The 22615-nt window shown below is 66.5% G+C and carries 17 protein-coding genes and 1 pseudogene; 10 read left to right on the top strand and 8 right to left on the bottom strand.

Going from position 1 to position 22615, the window contains the following annotated elements:
* Positions 1–5: 5 nt before the first annotated feature.
* Entirely contained in the window at positions 6–2231 is a 2226-nt protein-coding gene (locus E3T46_RS04830) for an alpha-galactosidase (protein ID WP_134577648.1), read from the top strand.
* 22 nt (positions 2232–2253) lie between these two features.
* On the opposite strand, the gene E3T46_RS04835 is transcribed toward E3T46_RS04830, so the two are convergent.
* The 8 genes from E3T46_RS04835 to E3T46_RS04870 all read right to left on the bottom strand — a co-directional run bounded on the left by E3T46_RS04835 (position 2254) and on the right by E3T46_RS04870 (position 8582).
* Positions 2254–2580 carry a DUF1801 domain-containing protein gene (locus tag E3T46_RS04835; RefSeq protein ID WP_166788548.1) on the bottom strand — a complete coding sequence of 109 codons (327 nt, stop codon included), beginning with the start codon at positions 2578–2580 and terminating at the stop codon, positions 2254–2256.
* A 294-nt stretch (positions 2581–2874) separates the two neighbouring features.
* Positions 2875–3867: an FKBP-type peptidyl-prolyl cis-trans isomerase gene (locus E3T46_RS04840; protein ID WP_134442625.1), complete on the bottom strand. Its 993-nt coding sequence runs from the start codon at positions 3865–3867 to the stop codon at positions 2875–2877.
* A 120-nt stretch (positions 3868–3987) separates the two neighbouring features.
* Complete coding sequence (locus E3T46_RS04845) at positions 3988–4581, bottom strand: energy-coupling factor transporter transmembrane protein EcfT (RefSeq protein ID WP_134442624.1); 594 nt, start codon at positions 4579–4581, stop codon at positions 3988–3990.
* Positions 4578–5258, bottom strand: coding sequence for an ABC transporter ATP-binding protein (locus tag E3T46_RS04850; RefSeq protein WP_134577649.1), 681 nt, complete (start codon positions 5256–5258; stop codon positions 4578–4580). The genes E3T46_RS04845 and E3T46_RS04850 overlap by 4 nt, the downstream gene beginning before the upstream one ends.
* Positions 5255–5863 (bottom strand): biotin transporter BioY, encoded by a 609-nt coding sequence (locus E3T46_RS04855; RefSeq protein WP_134577650.1) that lies wholly within the window; start codon positions 5861–5863, stop codon positions 5255–5257. The genes E3T46_RS04850 and E3T46_RS04855 overlap by 4 nt, the downstream gene beginning before the upstream one ends.
* 96 nt (positions 5864–5959) lie before the next feature.
* The gene (locus E3T46_RS04860; protein ID WP_134577651.1) at positions 5960–7759 is read right to left on the bottom strand and encodes a glycoside hydrolase family 15 protein; all 1800 of its coding nucleotides are present in this window, start codon (positions 7757–7759) and stop codon (positions 5960–5962) included.
* A gap of 46 nt (positions 7760–7805) precedes the next feature.
* Positions 7806–8294: a hypothetical protein gene (locus tag E3T46_RS04865; protein WP_134577652.1), complete on the bottom strand. Its 489-nt coding sequence runs from the start codon at positions 8292–8294 to the stop codon at positions 7806–7808.
* Positions 8295–8393: 99 nt separating this feature from the next.
* Positions 8394–8582 (bottom strand): hypothetical protein, encoded by a 189-nt coding sequence (locus E3T46_RS04870; protein WP_134577653.1) that lies wholly within the window; start codon positions 8580–8582, stop codon positions 8394–8396.
* Positions 8583–8706: 124 nt separating this feature from the next.
* Between E3T46_RS04870 and E3T46_RS04875 the strand changes: the two genes are divergently transcribed.
* From E3T46_RS04875 to E3T46_RS04915, 9 genes and pseudogenes are all read left to right on the top strand, one after another.
* Positions 8707–9333, top strand: a complete 627-nt coding sequence (locus tag E3T46_RS04875) for a TetR/AcrR family transcriptional regulator (protein ID WP_241978934.1) — start codon at positions 8707–8709, stop codon at positions 9331–9333.
* Between the two features lie 28 nt (positions 9334–9361).
* Positions 9362–12274, top strand: a complete 2913-nt coding sequence (locus E3T46_RS04880) for an MMPL family transporter (protein ID WP_134577654.1) — start codon at positions 9362–9364, stop codon at positions 12272–12274.
* Positions 12271–14190 (top strand): YhgE/Pip family protein, encoded by a 1920-nt coding sequence (locus E3T46_RS04885; protein WP_134577655.1) that lies wholly within the window; start codon positions 12271–12273, stop codon positions 14188–14190. Before E3T46_RS04880 ends, E3T46_RS04885 begins: the two co-directional genes overlap by 4 nt.
* 192 nt (positions 14191–14382) lie before the next feature.
* A pseudogene (gene otsB / locus E3T46_RS04890) lies at positions 14383–16620 on the top strand (trehalose-phosphatase); the annotation flags it as partial.
* Between the two features lie 47 nt (positions 16621–16667).
* A complete protein-coding gene (ilvD, locus tag E3T46_RS04895; RefSeq protein ID WP_134577657.1) occupies positions 16668–18362 on the top strand; it encodes a dihydroxy-acid dehydratase in 1695 nt (564 codons plus the stop codon).
* An 86-nt stretch (positions 18363–18448) separates the two neighbouring features.
* Complete coding sequence (locus E3T46_RS04900) at positions 18449–20257, top strand: acetolactate synthase large subunit (protein WP_134577658.1); 1809 nt, start codon at positions 18449–18451, stop codon at positions 20255–20257.
* Positions 20258–20259: 2 nt separating this feature from the next.
* Entirely contained in the window at positions 20260–20769 is a 510-nt protein-coding gene (ilvN, locus tag E3T46_RS04905; protein WP_092449283.1) for an acetolactate synthase small subunit, read from the top strand.
* 46 nt (positions 20770–20815) lie between these two features.
* Entirely contained in the window at positions 20816–21844 is a 1029-nt protein-coding gene (ilvC, locus tag E3T46_RS04910) for a ketol-acid reductoisomerase (RefSeq protein WP_134577659.1), read from the top strand.
* Positions 21845–21928: 84 nt separating this feature from the next.
* On the top strand, positions 21929–22603 hold the full coding sequence (locus tag E3T46_RS04915) for a DUF998 domain-containing protein (RefSeq protein WP_134577660.1): 675 nt from the start codon (positions 21929–21931) through the stop codon (positions 22601–22603).
* Positions 22604–22615: the final 12 nt, after the last annotated feature.

Consider the following 22615-nt stretch of genomic DNA (forward strand, 5'->3'; position numbering starts at 1 on the left):
CTACTGTGCCCATTTCCTACCTCCGTGCCGCGGGCACCAGCCTGGTGCTGGACGCCCGCGGCACGGGGGTGCCCGTTATCGTGCACTGGGGTGCCGACCTGGGCGATTTGAGCGCCGCCATGCTGACGACGTTGGCCGACGCATCCGTGCCGGCGATCGCGCCAAGCTCGATCGACGTGCCTCTGCGGCTCACCCTGCTGCCCACCCTCGCACAGGGGTGGAGCGGACGCCCGGGAATCAGCGGTTTCCGGCCGGGCCTGGGCAGTCCGGCCATCGACCTTAGCCTGGTCGGCATTCGGGCCGGTGAGCGCCCAGCGGGGCGCGCCGCATTGCCCGGTACCCAGACCCTGACACTCTTGCTGGCCGATGCCGCCGCCCAGATATCCGTGCGCACCGACCTTGAACTCTCGGTTCAGGGGGTGCTTCGGCTGCGCCACACCGTGACCAACACGAGTACCGCCGCCGGCGACGCAGCATTCGAACTCGGTTCGCTCGACGTCATACTGCCAATTCCCGGTCGGGCCGGCGAACTGCTTGACTTCACCGGGCTGTGGACTCACGAGCGCCGGCCGCAACGCAGCATCCTTGGCCACGGCGTGTGGAGCCGGGAGTCCCGACACGGCCGCCCCGGGCATGACGACTCCTTTCTCATGGTGGCCGGAACTCCTGGATTCGGTTTTCGTTCCGGTGAAGTGTGGTGCACCCACCTCGCCTGGAGCGGTGACAAGCGCGCCTGGGCTGAGAACAGCCCCTTGGGCTTTTCGGTGCTCGGAAGCGGTGAACTGCTCGCTCCCGGCGAGCTGGGTGTGGCCGCCGGTGAGAGCTACAGCACCCCGTGGACCGTTGCCGCATACTCGGAGGCTGGGCTCGACGGGCTGTCGGCGCGGCTGCATCCGTGGATCCGATCGTGGTCAACTATTAGGACGCCGCGCCCGGTCGTGCTGAACACGTGGGAGGCCGTCTACTTCAAGCACGACCTGCCTACTCTGGCTCGACTTGCGGATGCCGGGGCGCAGGCCGGCGTGGAACGATTCGTCCTCGACGACGGCTGGTTCACCAATCGTCGGGATGATCGCCGTGCCCTCGGCGACTGGTTCGTCGACCCCGTGACCTGGCCCCATGGCCTGCATCCGCTGATCGAACATGTGCACGCGGCCGGCCTGGATTTTGGCCTCTGGGTCGAACCGGAGATGGTGAGTCTCGATTCGGAGGTGGCCCGTGCGCACCCGGAGTGGGTGCTCGGCGGCGTCTCCGAACCCGCCGCCGACGAAACACCGGCGCTGACCTGGCGATTCCAGCGCGTGCTCGACCTTGGCCATCCGGAGGCCTTTGCGTGGGTCTTGGCACGGCTCACCGCCCTGCTCACGGAGTACCCGATCGCCTACCTGAAGTGGGACCACAACCGCGATCTGCTGGCCGGTTCCGCGCACCGGCAGACGGCGGCGCTGTACCGGCTCATCGATGCGGTACGCGCGGCGCATCCGGGCGTCGAGATCGAGTCCTGTGCGTCAGGGGGAGCCCGGATCGACCTGGGTATCCTCGAGCGCGTCGACCGGGTCTGGACCAGCGATACCAACGACCCGCTCGAGCGACAGCAGATCCAGCGCTATACGGGCGTGCTCGTGCCGCCGGAATACCTCGGCGGGCATCTCGGTGCGGCCACGGCGCACACCACTGGACGCACCTCCGAGCTCAGCTTCCGACTGGCGACTGCCCTGTTCGGCAGCGCCGGCATCGAGTGGGACCTCACCAGCGCCAGCGCCGAGGAGCTCGGGCAGATCGCTGAGTGGATCACGCACTATAAGCGCCTGCGCCTCCTACTGCACTCCGGCGTCGTCGTGCGGGCCGACCCCAGCGACCCGGCCCTCGAATTGCACGGCGTCGTCTCGCCCGACCAGAACACGGCCCTCTTCGCCCAGGTGGCCCTCACAGCCCCGCGTTCGGCGCTGCCCGAACGGATGCGGTTTCCCGGGCTCGCGCCAGAGCGGCGCTACCGAGTGTCGCCCCTGCTGCTCGGAAGCGCCCCGCGCGCAATTCAGGATGCACCGCCGGCATGGAATGCCGCGGGTGCAGGCTCAAGCGCCGCTTCACCGACCGCCGACGAAGCTGCCAGTGGCAGTGTCGGAGGTTCGGTAACGCTGACCGGAGCGGTGCTCGCCCGCGTCGGGCTGACCGCGCCGCTGCTTGCCCCGGAGCAGGCCGCACTTTTCGCGGTCGACGCGGTCGACTGAGCGATTCTGCCTGTGCCTGGTGTTACGCGGCTTCGAGCTCGCGCACCTGCTGCAGCCAGACGTCGAACAGGTCGCTGTCGAAGTCGTCGACGCTCTTGAGCTTGTACTCGCTCATTTCGGCCGACCCGCTCGCATTGAGCTTGCCCGAGTCATCGGTGATGGCCTGTCCTCGCCAGAACAACACGGTGACGAAGGTGGGGTACGCCTTGAATCCGGCGACCGGTAGGTCATCGTCGAGCCAGACCGGATGTCCGTGCCACAGTTCCGTCGAGGTCTCCGGCAGGGCCAGGTCGAACTTGTCCCGGAGCAGGCCGACGACGGTCGCGAGCGGCTCGGCCGGCACGGCCACGTACTCGGCGATGGTCGTCGGCTTGGCAGCGGCTGCGACAGTGGCGATAGCCGGGGCGTCGACGTGGAATTCGGTGGGGGCGGAGGTGAGCGTGGATGTCAGGTGAATAGCCTCTTTCGATGCTGGAGTTCAGGCCCGGCGAGGTGCCGGACAGGTTCGTTACTGCTTCCACACTCTCACGGAATTCGCGTTCGAGGCTGGGCGGACACTCAGGAACAGCGCTTCCAGGCACAGGAAAAAGCGCCGCCCGCCGACCGGGTGGTCGACGGGCGGCGCCCGATGAAACTACAGGTTCTAGGCCGCCGGACCACCGGCAACGGCGAGGATGTCAATGACGAACACCAGGGTGTCGGTACCGGAGATGCCCTGGGTACCCTCCTCGCCGTAGCCGAATTCCGGCGGAATCACGGCCAGGACCTGGGAACCGACGGTCTGACCAACCAGAGCTTCGGTGAAGCCGGCGATCACGCCGTTGGTCGGGAACAGGCTGTAGTCGGCCCGGCCCCAGGAGGAATCGAAGGTTTCGCCGGTGGCCCAGAGGGCACCGGTGTAGGCGACGGCCACGCTCGCGCCATCGGTCACGACTTCTCCGTCACCGGTCTTCAGGTTCGTGATCTTCAGGTCGGTGGGAGCGTCGGTGGCGGGGATGGTGATGGTCGGTGCGCCGTCATCGGCGAGGGCCACGGTGGGGAAGCCGTCTTCGACGGGCTGGTCCTCGCCGGAGGCCTGCGTCGGGACATCCTCGATCACGCTGATGACGTCCATCACGAAGATGACCGGCTCGCCGGCGGCGACGCCGGTCGTGCCCTGGTCGGCGAAGGCATCCGCGGCCGGGCTCACGGTGACAATGCGTTCACCCTCGACGGCGCAATTGGCCGAACGCACCAGGCCCGGCAGAAAGCTCGTGTCATTGATCGGAATCACGAGACTGGCACCGTCGGTGTTGTAGGTCGTCGGCTGGATGACCTCTTCGGTCTTGGCGTTGTACAGGGTGATCGCCACCTCGACGATCGAGTCCGTCTTGGCGGTGTCGGTTCCGGTGCCCTCGATGGCGACCGTGCGCTGCGAAGCCGTCGGCTCCAGTGGTGCATCGATCGAGATGTCGAGCGGAGCGCCGAAGTCACCGGTGACCTTCACGCTATCGGAGAGCTTGCCCGACTCGGTGCAGTCAGCCGAGGGGGAGCTGGCGGCAGCGGCATCCGTTGCTTTGGTCGTGTCGCTGCTTCCGCAGGCGGTGAGCGCGAGCGTCAGGCCCACAATGGTCAGCAGGGCGGGGATTTTCGACACGGGGCCTCTTTCGAGAACGTAGCAAGTTGGCAGGCAATTGTTCGGTTGGCGCGAACGGCCAAGTGCCTACTCTGCCACGCCTCGCCTATGAGCGGGCTGAATGGCGCGCGGTGGCGCGATTCAGTCGTCGAGACCGCGCGCGATCAGCGCCTCGCCGAGGGCATCCGCTGCGTAAAGTGATCGCACCACCACCGGTACTGCGATCGACATGAGCGACCACTGCGTACCGCGCGCGGTGCGCGCCTCGAGTACCTCCCGCACGATGTCACTGACCAGCGGAATACAGCGAATGGTGAGGGCCACGAGCAGTCCTACCCTGTCGGGGTCGACGAACCGTCGAAAAGGGCGCAGCAGCGTCTGGAACGCTTCGAGCACCGCCGTGACCGTTGTGGTCATGGTGAACAGGGCGGCGAGGGCGACGGCAACCAGCAACCGGCCAGCCATGAGGGCAGCGACGAGCCAGCCGGAGAGCAGCCCCTGGATCGGCACGGCGATTAGCAAAATGAACAGAATCGGAATGATCTGCCCCACGGCGGCTCGCACCGGAACGCGGGCGATCACAAACAGCAGCACGACCCCGGCCGCAGCCCCGCCGACAATGCGGAGGTCGGGCGAGGTTCCGATCACGACGACACAGAGCGAGAGCAGAAACAGCTTGAGCAACGTCGGCGCGCGGTGAATGAACGAGCTGCCGGGGCTGTACAGCCCGATCATGCGAGCAGGGCGCGATAGGCCGCGAGCGACCGTTCCGGCGCGCCGTCGGCCACGACTTCACCCTCCTCAATCACGATCACCCGGTCGAATTCTTCGACCAGGTGCAGGTGATGGGTGACCACGATGACCTGCTGGGGGAGCGTCTGCAACAGTTCGCTGATGCGCCGCACATTGCGGGCGTCGAGCAGAGTGGTCGGTTCATCGGCGACAATCGTCGCCGGCTCGGCGACCAGCACGGCGGCGAGAGCCAGCAACTGTTTCTGCCCGCCGGACAGGCGATGCGCCGGATGATCGGCGTGCTCGCTCAGCCCGAACTGAGCGAGCGCGGCCGTCGTTCGCTCGTCGATCTGCCCCTTATCGAGGCCGCGGCGTCGCAGCGTGAAGGCGACGTCTTCCCGCACCGTGGGCATCACGATCTGGTTGTCGGGGTTGGTGAAGATGAACCCGATCTTGCGCCGCACGTCGCGGGCGTGCCGGCCCACAGACTGCCCGTCGACTGTCACGGTGCCGATCTGCGGGGTGACGAGCCCGTTGATCAGGCGCACCAGCGTGGACTTGCCCGAGCCGTTCGCGCCGACGATACCGATGCGCTGCTCGGTCAGGTGCAGGTTCACATCACGCAGCACCGAGCGGGCGCCGAACGCATGCGAAACCTGCTCGAAGCGGATGCTGCTCACGCGCGGCCCTGGCGCCCCTTCGGCAGCGCGATCAGGCCGGGGTAGGCCTTGTGTACCTGGCGGGCGACCAGCACGGTCACGATGACCTTGATCAGGTCGCCGGGGAGGAAGGCGACGTTCATTCCGATCGCAGTCCAGAGCGGCAGCCCGAGATTGATGGCCATGACCGGAATGCCCAGGAGATAGACGGCGACGATGCCGCCGAGAATGGTGGCACCGAGGGCCGGCCAGAACGGGTACTTCGGCAGCAGCCGGGCGGTGAGGTAGCCGGTGACGAAAGCACCGAGCAGCCAGCCGTACAGGTAGCCGGCAGCCGGGCTGACGGTGAAGACGCCGATTCCACCGCGGGCGCCGGCGAGCAGGGGCAGCCCGACCGCGGTCAGCACGAGGAACAACAGCACGGCGAGGGTTCCCTTGCGCGGGCCGAGAATGGCGCCGGCGAGCATCACGCCGAGGGTCTGCATCGTGATCGGCACCGGGCCGATATTGAGCGGTCCCGGCAGGCCGAGCGCGGCGATGAGGGCGGCGAAAATAGCGATCTGGGCAAGATCACGGGCGGGCAGAATGCGGCGAGCCGGAGCGCTCGAGCGGATGGTGTCGGTCATGTTTTCAATTTAGATTTCGGCAGGTACCCGGCGCTGAAGAATACCTACAATAAAAAGCGCCGAACTGTAGAGGTTGTGATTTCTTCCGCCGGCCCGTCAGCCCGCCAGCACTCGAATGGGGGAGGCCAGGCCCGCGACGATGGCATCCGCTGCCCGAACCAGGGCCAGGTGGGAGAGCGCCTGCGGGGTGTTGCCGGCCTGATGCCCGCCTGCCACGTCGTACTCCTCCGAGAGCAGGCCGACATCGTTCACGAAGCCGAGCAGGCGGTTCATCAGTGTGTTGGCATCGTCGATGCGACCGGAGGTGGCGTACTGCTCGACCAGCCAGAACGAGCAGGCCAGAAACGGATTCTCACCCGGCGGCAATCCGTCAACCCCGGCAGCCGTGCGGTAGCGCAGGAGCAGGCCATCACGGCAGAGGTCCGCCTCGATCGCGGCCACGGTGCCGAGCATGCGGGGATCGGTCGGGGCGCAGAAGCCGACCTGCGGGAGAACGAGGAGGGAAGCATCCACTTCGGTACTGCCGTAGTACTGCACGTAGCTGCCGAGATTTTCGTTGAAACCGCGAGTTTCGATGTCGGCGCGCACCTCGTCGCGCAGCGTCTTCCAGCGTTCGAGCGGACCGTCGAGGCCGCACTCCTGGATGCCGCGCACGGCACGGTCGAATGCGGCCCAGACCATGACGCGGGAGTGCGTGAATTCGCGGGCCTGCCCGCGCACCTCCCAGATGCCCTGGTCGGCCCGGCGCCAGTTCTTCTCGAGAAAGCTCATGAGCGCGCGTTGCAGCGGCCAGGAGAATTCGGTTTCGCGCACCCCGGCAGCGCGTGCGGCGTGCAGGGCAACCATGACCTCGCCGATGACGTCGGACTGGAACTGGTTGACCGCGTCGTTGCCCACCCGCACGGGGGAGGAGCCGTTGTAGCCGGGCAGGCTGCTCAGCTCGCGTTCGGGGAGGTAGCGCTCGCCGGAGAGCCCATACATGATCTGCACGTCGCTCGGATCCCCGGCAATGGCGCGCAGCAGCCAGGCCCGCCAGTCGCCGGCTTCCACCTCGTAGCCGTGGCTGAGCAGCACCTCGAGCGTGAGCGAGGCGTCCCGCAGCCAGACGTAGCGGTAATCCCAGTTGCGGGTGCCCCCGGCCTGCTCGGGGAGTGACGTGGTCGCTGCGGCCACGATGCCGCCGGTTCGTTCGTGTGTCAGGGCGCGCAGCACCAGCAGCGAACGCACCACCTGGGCGCGCAGGGGGCCTTCGTGGCTGCAACGGGATGCCCAGCTCTGCCACCAGGCGCGGGTCGAGCGGTAGGCCGCATCGATGTCAATGGCCGGTGGAATCTCCCGGTGCGAGCGATACCAGGTCATTTGGGCATCGACGGTTTCGCCGGCCGTGACATCGAAGTGCGATTCGTGCCGGTGGTCTGAGGCGTGCAGGGCCGGGCCGCGCACGACGATGGCGTCGGGTCCAGCGATCGCGACCAGGCCGCGCACCGACTCGCCCTTCAGCTGGCGCACCCACGGAATCGTCGTCGCATAGCCAAAGCGGATGCGCAGATCCTGCGTCATCGCCATCGTGCCGGTGATGCCGCGCACCCGGCGCACCAGGTCGGCCCGGCCATCACCGTGCGGCATGAAGTCGAGCACCTCGACCTGACCGGTGCTGGTGGTCCACAGTGTCGATAGCACGAAGGTGTCGCCGTCGTAGCGGCGGGTGGCGATGGCGTTTGGGTCGGCGGGCGCGAGCAGCCAGCGGCCATGGTTTTCATCGCCGAGCAGCGCACCGAACATTGACGCGGAGTCGTAGCGGGGCAGGCAGAGCCAGTCGATGCTGCCATTGAGTCCGACCAGTGCCGCCGAGTGGCAGTCGCTGATCAGTGCGTAGTCCTCAATAGGGAGTGCCATCAGGCCATCCTGTCAGCAGGAGGGTGAGAGTGCGCTGACGATCTGCTTAGGCTACGAGGCGAGCGGAGGCGAGGGTGGCCGATGCCTTATCGATCCAGGCAGCGGATGCCGCGGCGAGGTCGTCGTCCGCGCTGGCCACGGTTGCAATGGGGGCGGTGTTGATCAGCTGGGTGTGGATCGGGGCTGCGTCGATCGGCTGCGCGGTGATCGAGACGGGTTCGTTCCAGGTGACAATCGGGGCCGGGGTCCAGGACAACGCCGTCGGTTCGCCGCTGCTTTCGCCGCGCAGCGTCGCCTGCTCGGTGAGGATGGTCTCGGTCAGTTCGACCGCGATCTCCCGGGCCTTGAGCCCGTGAAAAATGACGTCGGTATCGCCGGGGGTCCGGGGCGAGAGCGTCCAGGCACCGGTTTCGCCGATCAGCTCGCCGAGTTTGTCGTGCAGCAGCTCAAAAATCTGTTCGTCGCCAAGGACTGGAGCTGCGGCCACGCTCATCGCCGCGCTCGCGGCCAAACGTCGGCGTCGACGACCAAACATGACGAGCCCCTTTCAGATGCAGCCGACAATCAGCTGCAACCTCCAGTTTCGGCCACCAAACCGCGACTCGCCGGACGGCGCGCCGACCAGCAGCCGAACTCAGCTGTCGATTTCGCGTTTATTGGCGTCTTCGATGACCGTGCCGATGGCCACAGCGGCGCTCAGCGCCCACCCCAGCCACAACATCAGCAGACGCCAGTCGCGCGGTCCGTGCCTGGTGGCCTGCACGGTGTTCCATCCGCCGGCGATGACGCCGATCATGGCACTGCTGAATATGAACTTTCGCATGTGAACCTCCGGCCTAAGGTTACCCGGAGCCTCCCCGGCCGGGGCAAACCCGAATAGGCTGAGAAAAACCCCTGAACTGACCGATCGGACAGGATCTGACCGATCGGTCAACTAGCCTGTGGTCGTGCCCATTCTTCCTGCGACATCCGCTGCACCGCCGGCCGGCGGCATCCGCTCACAAACCGGCGCCGATCTGCGCCAGGTCGCGCTGACCCAGTTCGCCTCGGTGGGATTCGCGGCAACCTCGCTGCAGAATATTGCCGACATCGCGGGCTTCTCCAAATCCAGCGTGCTCTACCACTTCGCCTCCAAGGAGGTGCTGCTCGAGCAGGTGCTCACGCCGGCCATCGACCAGCTCGAGGTTGTTCTCGACCGCTTCGTGACCGCGCCCGAGAGCATTGCCACCCGTGAGCGGTTCGTCGACGACTTCATCGACTTTCTGCTCGAGTTTCGGCTGGAACTGCACACCTTCATCAACCAGGCCCAGTCGCTGCGCGGCATCGCCATCATCGACCGGGCCGGACTGCTCATCGTTCGACTCGCCGCGAGTATCTGCCACGACGACGCGAGCAATGAAGACCGCCTGCGGTTCGGCTTCGCCCTCGGCGGTGCCGCCTACTCGCTCGTGGCCGGCATGACCTTTCTGGGCGAGGCTACCCTGCCCGACGACGACCTGCGTCCGGCGCTGCGCACCGTGATGACCGAACTGCTCGCCCCCGTCTCCGTGCACCCGCGCCCCGCTCACTCCTGAATTTCTGCGCCGTCCGAAAGTAGTTTTCATGGCAACCGTTCTGTATCGTCTCGGCCACTTCGCCTACCGGCGGGCCTGGCTCGTCATCGGTATCTGGGTGCTGCTGCTCGCCGGCATCTTCGGCGGCGGCGTAGCCCTCAACGGCCAGACGCAGGAGTCCTACGCAATCCCCGGCACCGAGTCGCAGGATGCCATCGACTCGCTCGCCGCGGTGTTCCCCTCGGCGGCCGGCGCGCAGGTGCAGGTCGTTTATCACGTGCCGAGCGGGGCATCCATTGATGATGCGCCGTACCGGGCCGCCATCGAAAGCATGGCCACAGAGATCGGCGCCATCGACGGCGTCGACACCGTGATCACCCCGTTCAGCGACTACGCAGCGGATGCCGTCTCGAGCGACTCCGAGACCGCCTTCAGCCAGGTGGCGCTCACTGGGCAGTCCACCGACGTGTCTACGGACACCCTCGACGCCCTCGTGGCCACTCGGTCGATCGGGGAGGACGCCGGCTTGCAGGTCGCGTTCGGCGGCCAGGTCTTTCAGGACAACACCTTCGGTATCACCGTCACCGAGGTGCTCGGCGTGCTCTTCGCCGGCGTCGTGCTGCTCATCACCTTCGGTTCCCTGCTCGCCGCCGGCATGCCGCTGCTCATGGCCATGATCGGCGTCGGCGTCGCGATCGGCGGCATCACCGCGGTGAGCGCCTTCGTCTCGGTCTCGAGCACCGCCCCCATGCTCGCGCTCATGCTCGGGCTCGCGGTCGGCATCGACTACTCGCTGTTCATTTTGTCGCGGCATCGATCCCAGCTGGCTACCGGCATGAAACCGCACGAATCGGCCGCGACGGCCGTCGCCACCGCCGGTGGCGCCGTGGTCTTTGCCGGCATCACCGTGATCATCGCCCTGCTCGGACTACTCGTGGTCGGCATCCCCTTTTTGAGCGTGATGGGACTCGGCGCCGCATTCGCCGTGCTGGTCTCGATCGGCGTGGCCGTGACCTTGCTGCCCGCCGTGCTCGGCGTGGTCAAGGGCAAACTCATCCCCACGGTCGGCGGACGGGCCCACCGCCGGGCGACCGCCCCCGACGATGGAAGACCGACCCTGGGCCGGCGCTGGGTCGGACTGGTACTCAAAGCCCCGATCGTCGCCGTCATCGTGGTGGTCGGCGTGCTGGGAACCCTCGCCATTCCCGCACTCAGCCTCGACCTCAACCTGCCGGACGGCGGCTCCGAACCGGCCGGCTCCACCCAGCGGGAGGCCTACCAGCTCATCAACGACGGCTTCGGCCCCGGCTACAACGGCCCGCTCATCGTCGTCGTCGACATCACCCAGACCACCGACATCTTCGGCGACCTCGACACCATCGGCGCCCAGATTCGCGACCTGCCGGGCGTCGCCTACGTGGGCACGGGTACCCCAAACCCCACCGTCGACACGGCCATCATTCAGGTGATGCCCGACAGCGCACCGGATGCCGCGGCCACGAAAGACCTCGTGCAAATGATTCGAGACCTCGGCCCGGGCATCACCGCGAGCCTCGGCACCCCGATCGCCGTCACGGGCGCGACTGCCGTCGGCATAGACATCTCCAACCGGCTGACCGACGCCCTCATTCCCTTCGCGCTCATCGTGGTTGGGCTCTCGATCATTCTGCTCATGATGGTGTTTCGCTCCGTCTTCGTGCCGATCAAGGCCGCGCTCGGCTTTTTACTGTCGGTGTTCGCCGCCATCGGCGCCACCGTGGCGATCTTTCAGTGGGGCTGGTTTCCCGACCTGTTCGGCGTAGAAAACCCCGGCCCCATCCTCAGCTTTCTGCCAATTCTGCTCATGGCGGTTTTGTTCGGCCTCGCGATGGACTACGAGGTGTTCCTTGTCTCGGGAATGCGCGAGGAATTCGTGCGCACCGGCAACGCCCGGCAATCGATCATCCACGGCTTCGCCCATGCCGGCCGGGTTGTCACCGCCGCGGCCCTGATCATGTTCTTCGTCTTCTTCGCGTTCGTCCCCGACGGCACCGGCGCCATCAAAGGCATCGCCTTCGCGCTGGCTATCGGTGTCATGCTCGACGCCTTCCTGGTGCGCATGACGCTCGTTCCGGCCGCGATGGCACTCGCCGGAAACGCCGCCTGGTGGCTGCCACGCTGGCTCGGGCGGCTGCTGCCGAACGTCGACATCGAGGGGGAGGGACTGCGCCAGCACCTGCACGACAGCGCGTGGGCTGCGGAGCAGACCGATGCGATCACGGCCGATGAAGTCGTCTTCGGCCTCGAGACCGCGCCGATCGGTCCGCTCAGCCTGAGTATTCCGGCTGGTTCGCTCGTGCGGCTCACCGGCACGGCCGGCCACCGCCGGGTCGTCGCGGCCACCCTGGCCGGGCGACTCGATCCGGTCAGCGGACGACTGCAGGTGCTCGGCTACCCGCTGCCATCCGACCGGCAGCAGGCCCTGCGCCGGGTTGCCCTCGCCGATATCGGTGAGCATCGGGACACCGAGATCACCGTCGGAGAACTGCTCGCCGAACGGCTGCGGCTCACCCTGCCCTGGTACCGGACTGCCTCGGTCGCCAGCCGTCGCGCCGACTGGATCAGCAGTATTAACCGGGCCCTGGGTGCCGGTCAGCCGGTGACGGCCGCCACGACGATTTCGGCGCTACCGGCCCACGGTCGGGCGACCGTGCTGGTCGCGGCGGCGCTCACCGAACGCCCCGGTGTGGTCTTCGTCGACCTCGGCGAGGGCCTCCCCGAGCCCTTCCTGGGCCGGGACCTGGCGACGGTACTGGCCATGCTGGCACCCCCGACAACCACGCTGGTGCTCGGCGCTGCACGCTTCGACATCGATGGCCCGGAATCGGCGCACGATCGACCGTGGCAGCAGATCGATCTCGACGCGCCAGTTGACGTCGACCTGATGATGGATTCCCTCGATGGAAAGGTCCTGCAGCGATGAGCACCGCACTCGACAAACTGTTCAGCCGTACCCCGCGGCGGCGGCGGCTGACCGTCGCCGCTCTCGTGGCCGTCGTGGTCGCCGTGCCGCTCGCCGTGGCCGGACTGTTCACGGTGGCTCTCGTCTCGGCCGATGACCGGGTCGACACCATTCCCGCGATCGTCGTGAACAACGACGAATTCGTCACGACCACCCTGCCGGACGGCACCGAACAACAGGTTCTAGCCGGTCGATTGCTCGTGACCGAACTGACCGCGCCCAGCGCCAGCGATGCCAGCACGGCCGGATTCGACTGGACCATCTCCAACACGGCCGACGCGCAAGCGGCGCTCGCCGCCGGAGACGCCTACGCGATTCTGACCATCCCCAGCGATTTCTCCGCCTCGATCACCTCGCTCTCAGGCAGCACCCCGGTGCAGGCCGACCTCGATATTCGCACCGATGACGCCCATTCCTACCTCGCCGGCTCGCTGGCCCAATCGGTCGGCTCGGCCATGACGGGCGCCTTCGGCCAGGCGATCACCGCGCAGTATCTCGAAGGCCTGTACACGAATCTCGCCCTGCTTGGCTCGTCCCTCACCGATGCCGCCGACGGCGCGGCCGCGCTCTCCACCGGGGTGAGCGGGGTCAAGGCCGGCCTCGATTCCCTTGCGGCCGGCACGGCGACCGCCGCTACCGGGGCGGCATCCGCTGCCAGCGGAGCGACGAGTTATGCCTCGGGCGTGGCCTCCTATACCGACGGCGTCACCGGGCTGAGCGCGGGGCTGACCGAGCTGAAGTCCGGCGCCGGCGCGCTGGCTCCGCTCGAAACCGGGCTCCCGGCCTACGCCTCGGGAGTGCAGGGAACGGCGGCAGCGTTCACGGCCCTCAACGCGCAGATGCAGGCCGACCCGAATGTCGCATTCTACGCCGGCGCGCTCGCGCAAATTCAGGGTGGCCTCACCGCACTCGGCGCCCAGAGCCCGGGCATCGGGGCAGCCGGCACCGGTATTGGGTCGGTGCTGGACGGCATCTCGTCGAGTGCGAACGGTGCGCTCACGCTCGCGGCTGGCGGCCCAGCCCTGTCGAGCGGTGCAAGCGATCTCGCGACCGGTGTGCAAGGAATTTCCGCTGGGCTCGGTACCCTCGCTTCCGGCACCGAGTCGGCCCAGGCCGGGACGCACGCACTGGAAGCCGGGGCCGCCGAGCTCGCGACCGGGCTGGCGGACGGCGCGGCGGGGGCATCCGTTTTCACCGATACCGATGCCGCGACCACCGCCGCGGTCGTCTCCGAGCCGGTCAGTGTTACGACCGAGCGCGACCACGCGATCGACTCGGCCGGCCCGATCATCGGCATGATTTTCGTGCCGGTCGGCCTGTGGATCGGCGCCCTCGTCGTCTTTCTGCTGTTCACACCGCTCACAGCATCCGCCCTGGCTTCGACGACGAGCACCGGCCGGTTGCTGCGTCGCGGCCTCGGCCGGGCCTTCGCCATCGTTGCCGGCCAGGCCGTTCTGGTCACCGTGCTGCTGCATACCGCCCTCGATGTGGCGTGGACGCTGCTGCCGGCCACCCTCGGCTTCGCCCTGCTGCTGGCCTTCGTGTTCGTGGCCGTGCAGCACTGGCTGAGCGTCGCGTTCGGTCGGGTCGGCATCGTCATCTCGCTCGTGCTGCTCGCCCTGCAACTCGCCGCGGCGAGTGGGCTGTACCCGATCGAACTCGTCGCCGCCCCGTTCCAGGCGTTGAGCCCCTTTCTGCCGCTGACCTGGGCCGTGAACGGCCTGCAGGCGATTGTCAGTGAAAGCGGGGGAGCGGATGTTGCCGCCGCCGCCGCAATACTGCTCCTGTTCGCGATCGGTAGCGTGCTGCTCTCGTTCTGGAGTGTGGCCCGAGCGCGCGGAGCCCGCTCGTTCGGGTTGGGGCTGGCGAGGGCGTAGGGCGCGGTGCCCCCCATGAGACTGGGGGGCGACTGGTACCCTTGGGAGGGCAACACAGGCGTGCACCGCGGGTGTGCCCGGAACGGATGATCCATTACTTATTCAGCCGACTCCACGCGGTTCGACCGCGACCAGACCGCACTCGACGATTCAGGGGCTGACGCTGCGCCCGATGACACCGCAACCGGTGCGTACACGCTCGTCGTCGTCTCCAACCGGCTGCCGGTCGACTTCGAGGAAGGCGACGACGGTGCCGTCACCTGGCGCACCTCACCCGGAGGCCTGGTCACCGCACTCGAACCGCTCATGCGTGCGTCAAACGGCGCCTGGGTCGGCTGGCCCGGCGTCGCTGATCGCTCCTTTGCGCCGTTCGATAATGACGGCATCTCGCTCGTGCCCGTGCGGCTCAACGAAGAAGACATTGAGGACTACTACGAGGGCTTCTCCAATGACACCCTCTGGCCGCTCTACCACGACGTTATTGCGCCGCCGAGCTATCACCGCGAAACCTGGGACGCCTACGTCAGGGTGAACCGTCGATTCGCTGCCGCCGCCGCAGCGGTCGCCGCCCCCGGAGCCACGGTCTGGGTGCACGACTACCAGCTGCAGCTCGTTCCGCGCCTGCTGCGGGAGGCCCGCCCCGACCTCGTCATCGGCTTCTTCAATCACATTCCATTTCCGCCATATGGCATTTATGCTCAGCTGCCCTGGCGTAAACAGATTCTGCACGGCCTGCTCGGCGCCGACGTTATCGGCTTTCAACGGGTAGCGGATGCCGGCAATTTCTCCCAAGCGGTGCGTCGTCTCTATGGCTATGCCACCCGCGGCGTCGTTATCGACGTGCCCACCGGTGACAACGGCCAGAGCGGGCAGACCGGCCAGAGCGGGCAGACTGGCCAGAGCGGGCAGACTGGAGAGACTCGTCGTGTCATCGCCAAGCACTTTCCCATCTCGATCGACGCGGCCGCCTACGAAGAACTGGCCAGACGCCCCGATATCCAGGCCCGCGCACGTCAGATTCGGGAGGACCTCGGCAACCCGAAAACGCTCATGCTGGGTGTCGACCGGCTCGACTACACCAAGGGCATCGGCCACCGCATCAAGGCCTTCGGGGAACTGCTCGCCGACGGACGCCTGAGTGTCGAAGACGTCACCCTGGTGCAGATCGCGAGCCCGTCCCGCGAACGGGTCAGCACCTATATGGCCCTGCGCGACGAGATTGAACTCGCCGTCGGTCGACTCAACGGCGACTTCTCCACGATCAGCCACACCGCCATCAGCTATCACCACCACAGCTACCCGCGTGAAGAAATGGTCGCGATGTATCTCGCCGCTGACGTCATGCTCGTCACCGCGCTGCGTGACGGCATGAACCTCGTCGCCAAGGAATACGTCGCCGTGCGCTTCGATGCCGACGGGGTGCTCGTGCTGAGCGAGTTCGCCGGCGCCGCCGATGAACTCAAACAGGCCATCCTGATCAATCCGCACGACATCGACGGCACCAAGGACGCCATCGTGCGTGCGGTCGAGATGCCCCGGCGGGAACGCGCCAGACGTATGCGGTCGCTGCGCCGCAAGGTCGCGGAGAACGATGTTGCCGCCTGGTCGGCCTCGTTCCTGCGGGCCCTCACCGGCGGCGCTGCCGTGGCGGCCGGAATCCCCGACGATCTCGATTTGGCCTTGCAGAATCTTGCCGGTGCCGAGAACGTGCTCATCGCCCTCGACTTCGACGGAACGCTGGCCCCGCACGTTGACCACCCCGAAGACGCCCGTGCAATCACCGGCACCCGGGAAGCCGTTCAAGCCCTGCTCGACCTGCCCGGGGTGCGCGTAGCCTTCGTCTCTGGGCGCGCCTTGGTGAGTCTGCAGCACGTTGCCCAGCCGCAGAGTTCGGTGTTGCTCACCGGCTCTCACGGCATCGAGGTTCAGCTGGACACCCCCGAGATCGAACTCAACCTGGTCTCCTCTGAGCTCGAACAGCTCGACACCCTTGCCCGGGTGCTCACCAGCATCTCCGGATCGATTGCCGGGACCACCATCGAGCGCAAGCCCGCCGGTCTGGCCCTGCACACCCGGCTCGCGACCGAGAAAGACGGCCAAACTGCCCAGCGCGAGGCAAGGGAACAGCTCACCGATCAACTGCCCGGACTTACCGTTCGCGAAGGTAAGAACGTGCTGGAATTCTCGGTACGCTCCAGCACCAAGGGCGATGCCCTCGAGAAGCTGCGGGAGTACACCGGGGCCGACCGGGTGTTCTACGCCGGCGACGATGTGACCGATGAAGACGCCTTCGCGGCATTGCGTGACGACGACCTCGGCCTCAAGATCGGCCAGGGCGCGACCCTCGCCGGCTACCGGGTGCGCAGCCCCAAGGAAGTCACTCAGGTCCTCGTGCGCATCGCCGCACTCCGTGCTGGTCTTGCGCTCTGAGGCCCCATTGAAAATAGAGGGCGCCCTGAGGTTCTAGACTCAGAGGCATGTCTGAGATCGATGTGAAACCCCGTAGCCGCGCCGTCACGGATGGAATCGAGGCCACCACATCGCGTGGAATGCTTCGCGCCGTCGGCATGGGCGACGCCGACTGGGACAAGCCCCAGATCGGCATTGCGAGTTCGTGGAACGAGATCACGCCGTGCAACCTCTCGCTCGACCGCCTCGCCCAGGCCGCCAAAGAAGGCGTGCACTCCGGTGGCGGCTACCCGCTGCAGTTCGGCACCATCTCGGTCAGCGATGGCATTTCGATGGGCCACGAGGGCATGCACTTCTCGCTTGTCTCGCGTGAGGTCATCGCTGACTCGGTCGAGGTCGTCATGCAGGCCGAACGTCTTGACGGCAGCGTGCTGCTGGCCGGTTGCGACAAATCCCTGCCCGGCATGCTCATGGCCGCCGCCCGCCTCGACCTCGCCAGCGTGTTCCTCTACGCCGGCTCCATTGCCCCGGGCTGGGTTAAACTCAGCGACGGCACCGAAAAAGACATCACCATTATCGACGCGTTCGAGGCCGTCGGCGCGGTCAAGGCCGGCCGCATGAGTGAAGCGGATGCGAAGCGCATCGAGTGCGCGTTCGCTCCGGGCGAGGGCGCCTGCGGCGGTATGTACACCGCGAACACCATGGCCAGTGTCGCGGAAGCCCTCGGAATGAGTCTGCCCGGCTCGGCGAGCCCGGCATCCGCTGACCGTCGCCGTGACTATTTCGCCCACCGCTCGGGCGAGGCCGTGGTCAATATGCTGCGCCTCGGTATCACCGCGCGCGACATTCTCACCCGCAAGGCATTCGAGAACGCCATCGCCGTGGCCATGGCCTTCGGCGGCTCCACCAACGTCGTGCTGCACCTGCTCGCCATCGCCCGCGAGGCCGAGGTCGAGCTGACCCTCGACGACTTCAACCGCATCGGCGACAAGGTTCCGCATATCGGCGACCTCAAGCCGTTCGGCAAGTACGTCATGAACGACGTGGACCGCCAGGGCGGCGTGCCCGTCGTCATGCGTGCGCTGCTCGAGGCCGGCCTGATCCACGGCGACGCGCTCACCGTGACCGGCAAGACCGTGGCCGAGAACCTCGCCGAGATCGACCCGCCCGACCTCGACGGTGAGGTGCTGCGCACCCTCGACAACCCGATCCACAAGAGCGGCGGCATCACCATTCTCAAGGGCAGCTTCGCGCCCGAAGGTGCAGTGGTGAAGACCGCCGGCTTCGACGCCGCCGTCTTCGAAGGCCCCGCCCGGGTGTTCGAGCGAGAGCGCGCGGCGATGGACGCCCTGACCGGGGGGAAAATCTACAAGGGTGACGTCGTCATCATCCGCTACGAAGGCCCGAAGGGCGGGCCGGGAATGCGCGAGATGCTCTCGATCACCGCCGCCATCAAGGGCGCAGGCCTCGGCTCCGATGTACTACTATTAACGGACGGTCGATTCTCAGGCGGCACAACCGGACTGTGCATCGGCCACATAGCACCCGAAGCGGTGGACGCAGGTCCCATCGCCTTCGTGCGCGATGGTGATCTGATACGGGTCGATATCGCAGCTCGCACGCTTGACCTACTGGTCGCACCTGCTGAGCTGGCCGCCCGGCAAGTCGGCTGGGCGCCTCTTCCCCCGCGCTATACCCGGGGCGTGCTGGCAAAGTACGCAAAGCTCGTGCATTCCGCCGCCGAAGGCGCCATCACCGGCTGACGCTGCGCACCGGCTCACCGGCGCACCCCGTGGGGACACGCTGATAGATGTCGCAAGACCGATTTCAAAGTAGGGATTCTACGATCATGACCACGGAAACCACGCCTGTGCCCTCGGCCCCCGCGTCCGCGGAGCCGGAAATGCTCACCGGTTCGGGGGCGATCATTCGCACCCTGGAGCTGCTCGGTGTTACCGACGTCTTCGGTATCCCCGGCGGCGCCGTCATCCCGCTGTACGACGAGCTGATGACGCAAACCAAGATCCGCCACATTCTGGTGCGCCACGAACAGGGTGCCGGTCATGCCGCCGAGGGTTATGCCTCCGCAACCGGCCGGGTCGGCGTGGCGATCGCCACGAGCGGACCGGGTGCCACCAACCTGGTCACGGCCATTGCAGACGCCTACATGGACTCGGTCCCGCTGCTCGCGATCACCGGCCAGGTCTTCTCGACGTCCATGGGAACGGATGCCTTCCAGGAGGCCGACATTATCGGCATCACGATGCCGATCACCAAGCACTCCTTCCTGGCTCGCCGGGCAGAGGAGATTCCGGCGGCCATCGCCTCGGCGTACCACATCGCCTCGACCGGACGCCCCGGCCCGGTGCTCGTCGACATCACCAAGGACGCGCAGCAGAACTTGGCACCGTTCATCTGGCCGCCGAAGCTCGACCTTCCTGGTTACCGGCCGATCGTCAAGGCCCACGGCAAGCAGGTGCAGGCTGCGGCCCAGTTGCTGCTCAATGCCAAGAAGCCGGTGCTCTACGTGGGCGGCGGTGTGATCCGGGCCAAGGCCTCACCCGAGCTGCTCGTGCTCGCCGAGACGACCGGCGCACCGGTCGTGACCACCCTGATGGCACGTGGCGCCTTCCCCGACTCGCACCCGCAGCACCTCGGAATGCCGGGCATGCACGGCACCGTTCCCGCCGTGCTCGCGCTGCAGGAGAGCGACCTCATCATTTCGTTCGGAGCACGCTTCGACGACCGGGTGACCGGAAAGATCAGCGAATTCGCCCCGAATGCGAAGATCGTGCACGTTGACGTCGACCCGGCCGAGATCTCCAAGATCCGTCTGGCCGATGTACCCATCGTCGGTGATGCCAAAGATGTCATCGCCGATCTCATCGTTGCCTGGCAGGAGGCGGTTCAGGCCGCCGCCCCCGACGCCGGTGTTCCCGACACCGCTGAGTGGTGGACCTACCTGCGTGGCTTGAAAGACGAGTTCCCACTCGGCTTCACCGAGCCCACCGACGGCCTGTTGGCCCCGCAGTACGTGATCCAGCGAATCGGCGAGCTCACCGGCCCGGAAGCGGTCTACGCGGCCGGCGTTGGCCAGCACCAGATGTGGGCGGCGCAGTACATCAAGTACGAGCGTCCCAATTCCTGGCTCAACTCGGGAGGAGCCGGCACTATGGGGTACTCGGTTCCCGCGGCGATGGGCGCCAAGGTCGCCGAGCCGGACCGCGTGGTCTGGTCGATCGACGGCGACGGCTGCTTCCAGATGACCAACCAGGAACTCGCCACCTGCACGATCAACAAGATCCCGATCAAGGTCGCGATCATCAACAACTCCTCCCTCGGCATGGTGCGCCAGTGGCAGTCGCTGTTTTACGACGGGCGGCACTCCTTCACCGACCTGAACACCGGTCACGGTACCGCCATGGTTCCGGACTTCATCAAGATGGCGGATGCCTATGGTGCGCTCGGAATTCGGGTCACCAGCAAGGACCAGGTCGATGATGCCATCAAACTGGCCCTCGCCACCAATGACCGCCCCGTCGTCATCGACTTCATTGTGAGCCCCGGCGCCATGGTGTGGCCGATGGTTCCGCAGGGAGTCAGCAACAGTTTCGTTCAGTACGCCAAAGACCATGCACCCACCTGGGGAGACGAGTAATCGTGACGAGCCACGTTCTGAGCCTGCTCGTCGAGGACAAGCCCGGCCTGCTCACGCGCGTCGCCGGCCTGTTCGCGCGTCGCGGCTTCAATATTGAGAGCCTCGCCGTGGGGCACAGCGAGATCGCCGGGCTGTCCCGCATCACGATTCTGGTTGACGTCGAGGACATCCCGCTCGAGCAGGTGACGAAGCAGCTCAACAAGCTGATCAATGTGATCAAGATCGTCGAACTCGACCCCACCCAGTCGGTGCAGCGCGAACACCTCCTGATCAAGGTCAAGGTGGACAACACGACCCGGTCGCAGGTGCTCGAAGCGGTCACCCTGTTCCGAGCCCGGGTCGTCGACGTCGCCGCCGACGCCCTCGTCATCGAGGTCACCGGTGACACCGGCAAGACCCAGGCGTTCTTGCGCATTCTCGAGCCGTTCGGAATTCGCGAACTTGCGCAGTCGGGCATGCTCGCCATCGGCCGCGGTTCCAAATCGATTACCGAGCGGGTCTTCAAAAACTAACGGTTTCAACTTTTTCTACTAATCAATTCACGAGGAGAAATACACATTGTCTGAGATTTTCTACGACAAAGACGCCGACCTGTCGATCATTCAGGGCAAGAAGGTGGCCGTCATCGGCTACGGCTCGCAGGGTCACGCCCACGCGCAGAACCTGCGCGACTCCGGCGTCGAGGTCAAGATCGGCCTGAAGGACGGCTCCAAGAGCAAGGCCAAGGCCGAAGAAGCCGGCTTCACCGTGCTGTCCACAGCGGATGCCGCGGCCTGGGCCGACGTCATCGTCATCCTCGCGCCCGACCAGGTGCAGCGTCACCTGTACAAGGACGACGTACTGCCGAACCTGGCTGCCGGTAAGGCCCTCGTCTTCGGACACGGATTCAACATCCGCTTCGGGTACATCACTGCGCCCGACGGCGTTGACGTCGTCATGGTCGCCCCGAAGGGTCCGGGCCACACGGTGCGCCGCGAGTTCGAAGCCGGTCGCGGCGTTCCCGTCATCGTCGCCGTCGAGAAGGACGCTTCGGGCAACGCCTGGCCGCTCACCCTCAGCTACGCCAAGGCGATCGGTGGCCTGCGCGCCGCCGGCATCAAGACCACCTTCACCGAAGAAACCGAAACCGACCTGTTCGGCGAGCAGGCAGTGCTCTGCGGCGGTACCTCACAGCTGATCCAGTACGGCTTCGAGGTTCTCACCGAGGCCGGCTACCAGCCGCAGGTCGCGTACTTTGAGGTGCTGCACGAGCTCAAGCTCATCGTCGACCTCATGTGGGAGGGTGGCATCGCCAAGCAGCGTTGGAGCGTCTCCGACACCGCCGAGTACGGCGACTACGTCTCCGGCCCGCGCGTCATCGACCCGAGCGTCAAGGAGAACATGAAGGCCGTTCTCGCCGACATCCAGAGCGGCGCGTTCGCCGAGCGCTTCATCGCCGACCAGGACAAGGGCGGAGTCGAGTTCCTCGCCCTGCGCAAGAAGGGCGAAGAGCACCCGATCGAGGCCACCGGCCGCAGCCTGCGCAAGCTCTTCGCGTGGAATGCCTCGAACGACGACGACTACACCGATGGTTCGGTGTCGCGCTAAGTATCCGCTTAGATTGAGGAAGGGGTTCTCGTTCGCGAGAGCCCCTTCTTCGTTCCCCGGCACGAGCGTCGAAAGGGCAGACGAATGACAACGGATGCCGTGGGCACCGAAAATCAAACGGTGTGGCGCAACCGCATGTCGGCCCTGGCCATGCTCGGCGTGTGCCTCTACGTGTTCATCGACGTGGTGCTGCACTTTCTGCCGCCGCACTACAGCCCGATCAGCGACGCCGAGAGCAACCTCGCGGTCGGGCCGTTCGGCTGGATCATGAACCTCAATTTTCTCGGGCGAGCGGTGTTCTGCGTCGCCGCCGTCGTGGCGATCGCGCTGGCGGCCAGGCTGCTGGTCCCACGGCGTCGGGACCTGCTGCTCGGCGCCGGCCTCGGGCTGTTTCTTGTCGGGGGAGCCAGCTCGGCCGTGCTCGCCTTCTTTCCGACCGATGTCAGCGCGTCCCACGAGAGCACCCTGCAGACGTCGACCACCGTCGGCGCCATCCACCTGGCCGTAGCGTCCTTCGGCTTCGTCGCGGCCCTGATCGCCATCCTGCTACTCACGGCCTGGTTGCGCATCCGCCGGGTTATGCCGCGGGTGCAGCCGTGGGCGATGGTTTTCGCGGCGCTCACCCTGACCGGTCTGCTCGCAGTCGTCGCCGCCAGTGCCTGGGCGCCTGGTGTGGTCGGGCTCGCGGAGCGCCTGGCGCTCGTGGGTATTCTGGGGTGGACGTGGTGCGTGAGCGCCGGAATCCGTCGACTGGCCTGACCTACACCAGCC

The sequence above is a fragment of the Cryobacterium sp. Hh11 genome (assembly GCF_004404045.1).
In the GTDB taxonomy this organism is placed as follows: Bacteria; Actinomycetota; Actinomycetes; order Actinomycetales; family Microbacteriaceae; genus Cryobacterium; species Cryobacterium levicorallinum.

Coding starts and splice junctions, on each gene's coding strand:
- E3T46_RS04885 (WP_134577655.1), top strand. CDS start 12,271: ATGAGCACCGCACTCGACAAACTGTTCAGCCGTACCCCGCGGCGGCGG.
- E3T46_RS04855 (WP_134577650.1), bottom strand. CDS start 5,863: ATGACCGACACCATCCGCTCGAGCGCTCCGGCTCGCCGCATTCTGCCC.
- E3T46_RS04870 (WP_134577653.1), bottom strand. CDS start 8,582: ATGCGAAAGTTCATATTCAGCAGTGCCATGATCGGCGTCATCGCCGGC.
- E3T46_RS04900 (WP_134577658.1), top strand. CDS start 18,449: ATGACCACGGAAACCACGCCTGTGCCCTCGGCCCCCGCGTCCGCGGAG.
- ilvD (WP_134577657.1), top strand. CDS start 16,668: ATGTCTGAGATCGATGTGAAACCCCGTAGCCGCGCCGTCACGGATGGA.
- E3T46_RS04915 (WP_134577660.1), top strand. CDS start 21,929: ATGACAACGGATGCCGTGGGCACCGAAAATCAAACGGTGTGGCGCAAC.
- E3T46_RS04880 (WP_134577654.1), top strand. CDS start 9,362: ATGGCAACCGTTCTGTATCGTCTCGGCCACTTCGCCTACCGGCGGGCC.
- E3T46_RS04845 (WP_134442624.1), bottom strand. CDS start 4,581: ATGATCGGGCTGTACAGCCCCGGCAGCTCGTTCATTCACCGCGCGCCG.
- E3T46_RS04860 (WP_134577651.1), bottom strand. CDS start 7,759: ATGGCACTCCCTATTGAGGACTACGCACTGATCAGCGACTGCCACTCG.
- E3T46_RS04865 (WP_134577652.1), bottom strand. CDS start 8,294: ATGTTTGGTCGTCGACGCCGACGTTTGGCCGCGAGCGCGGCGATGAGC.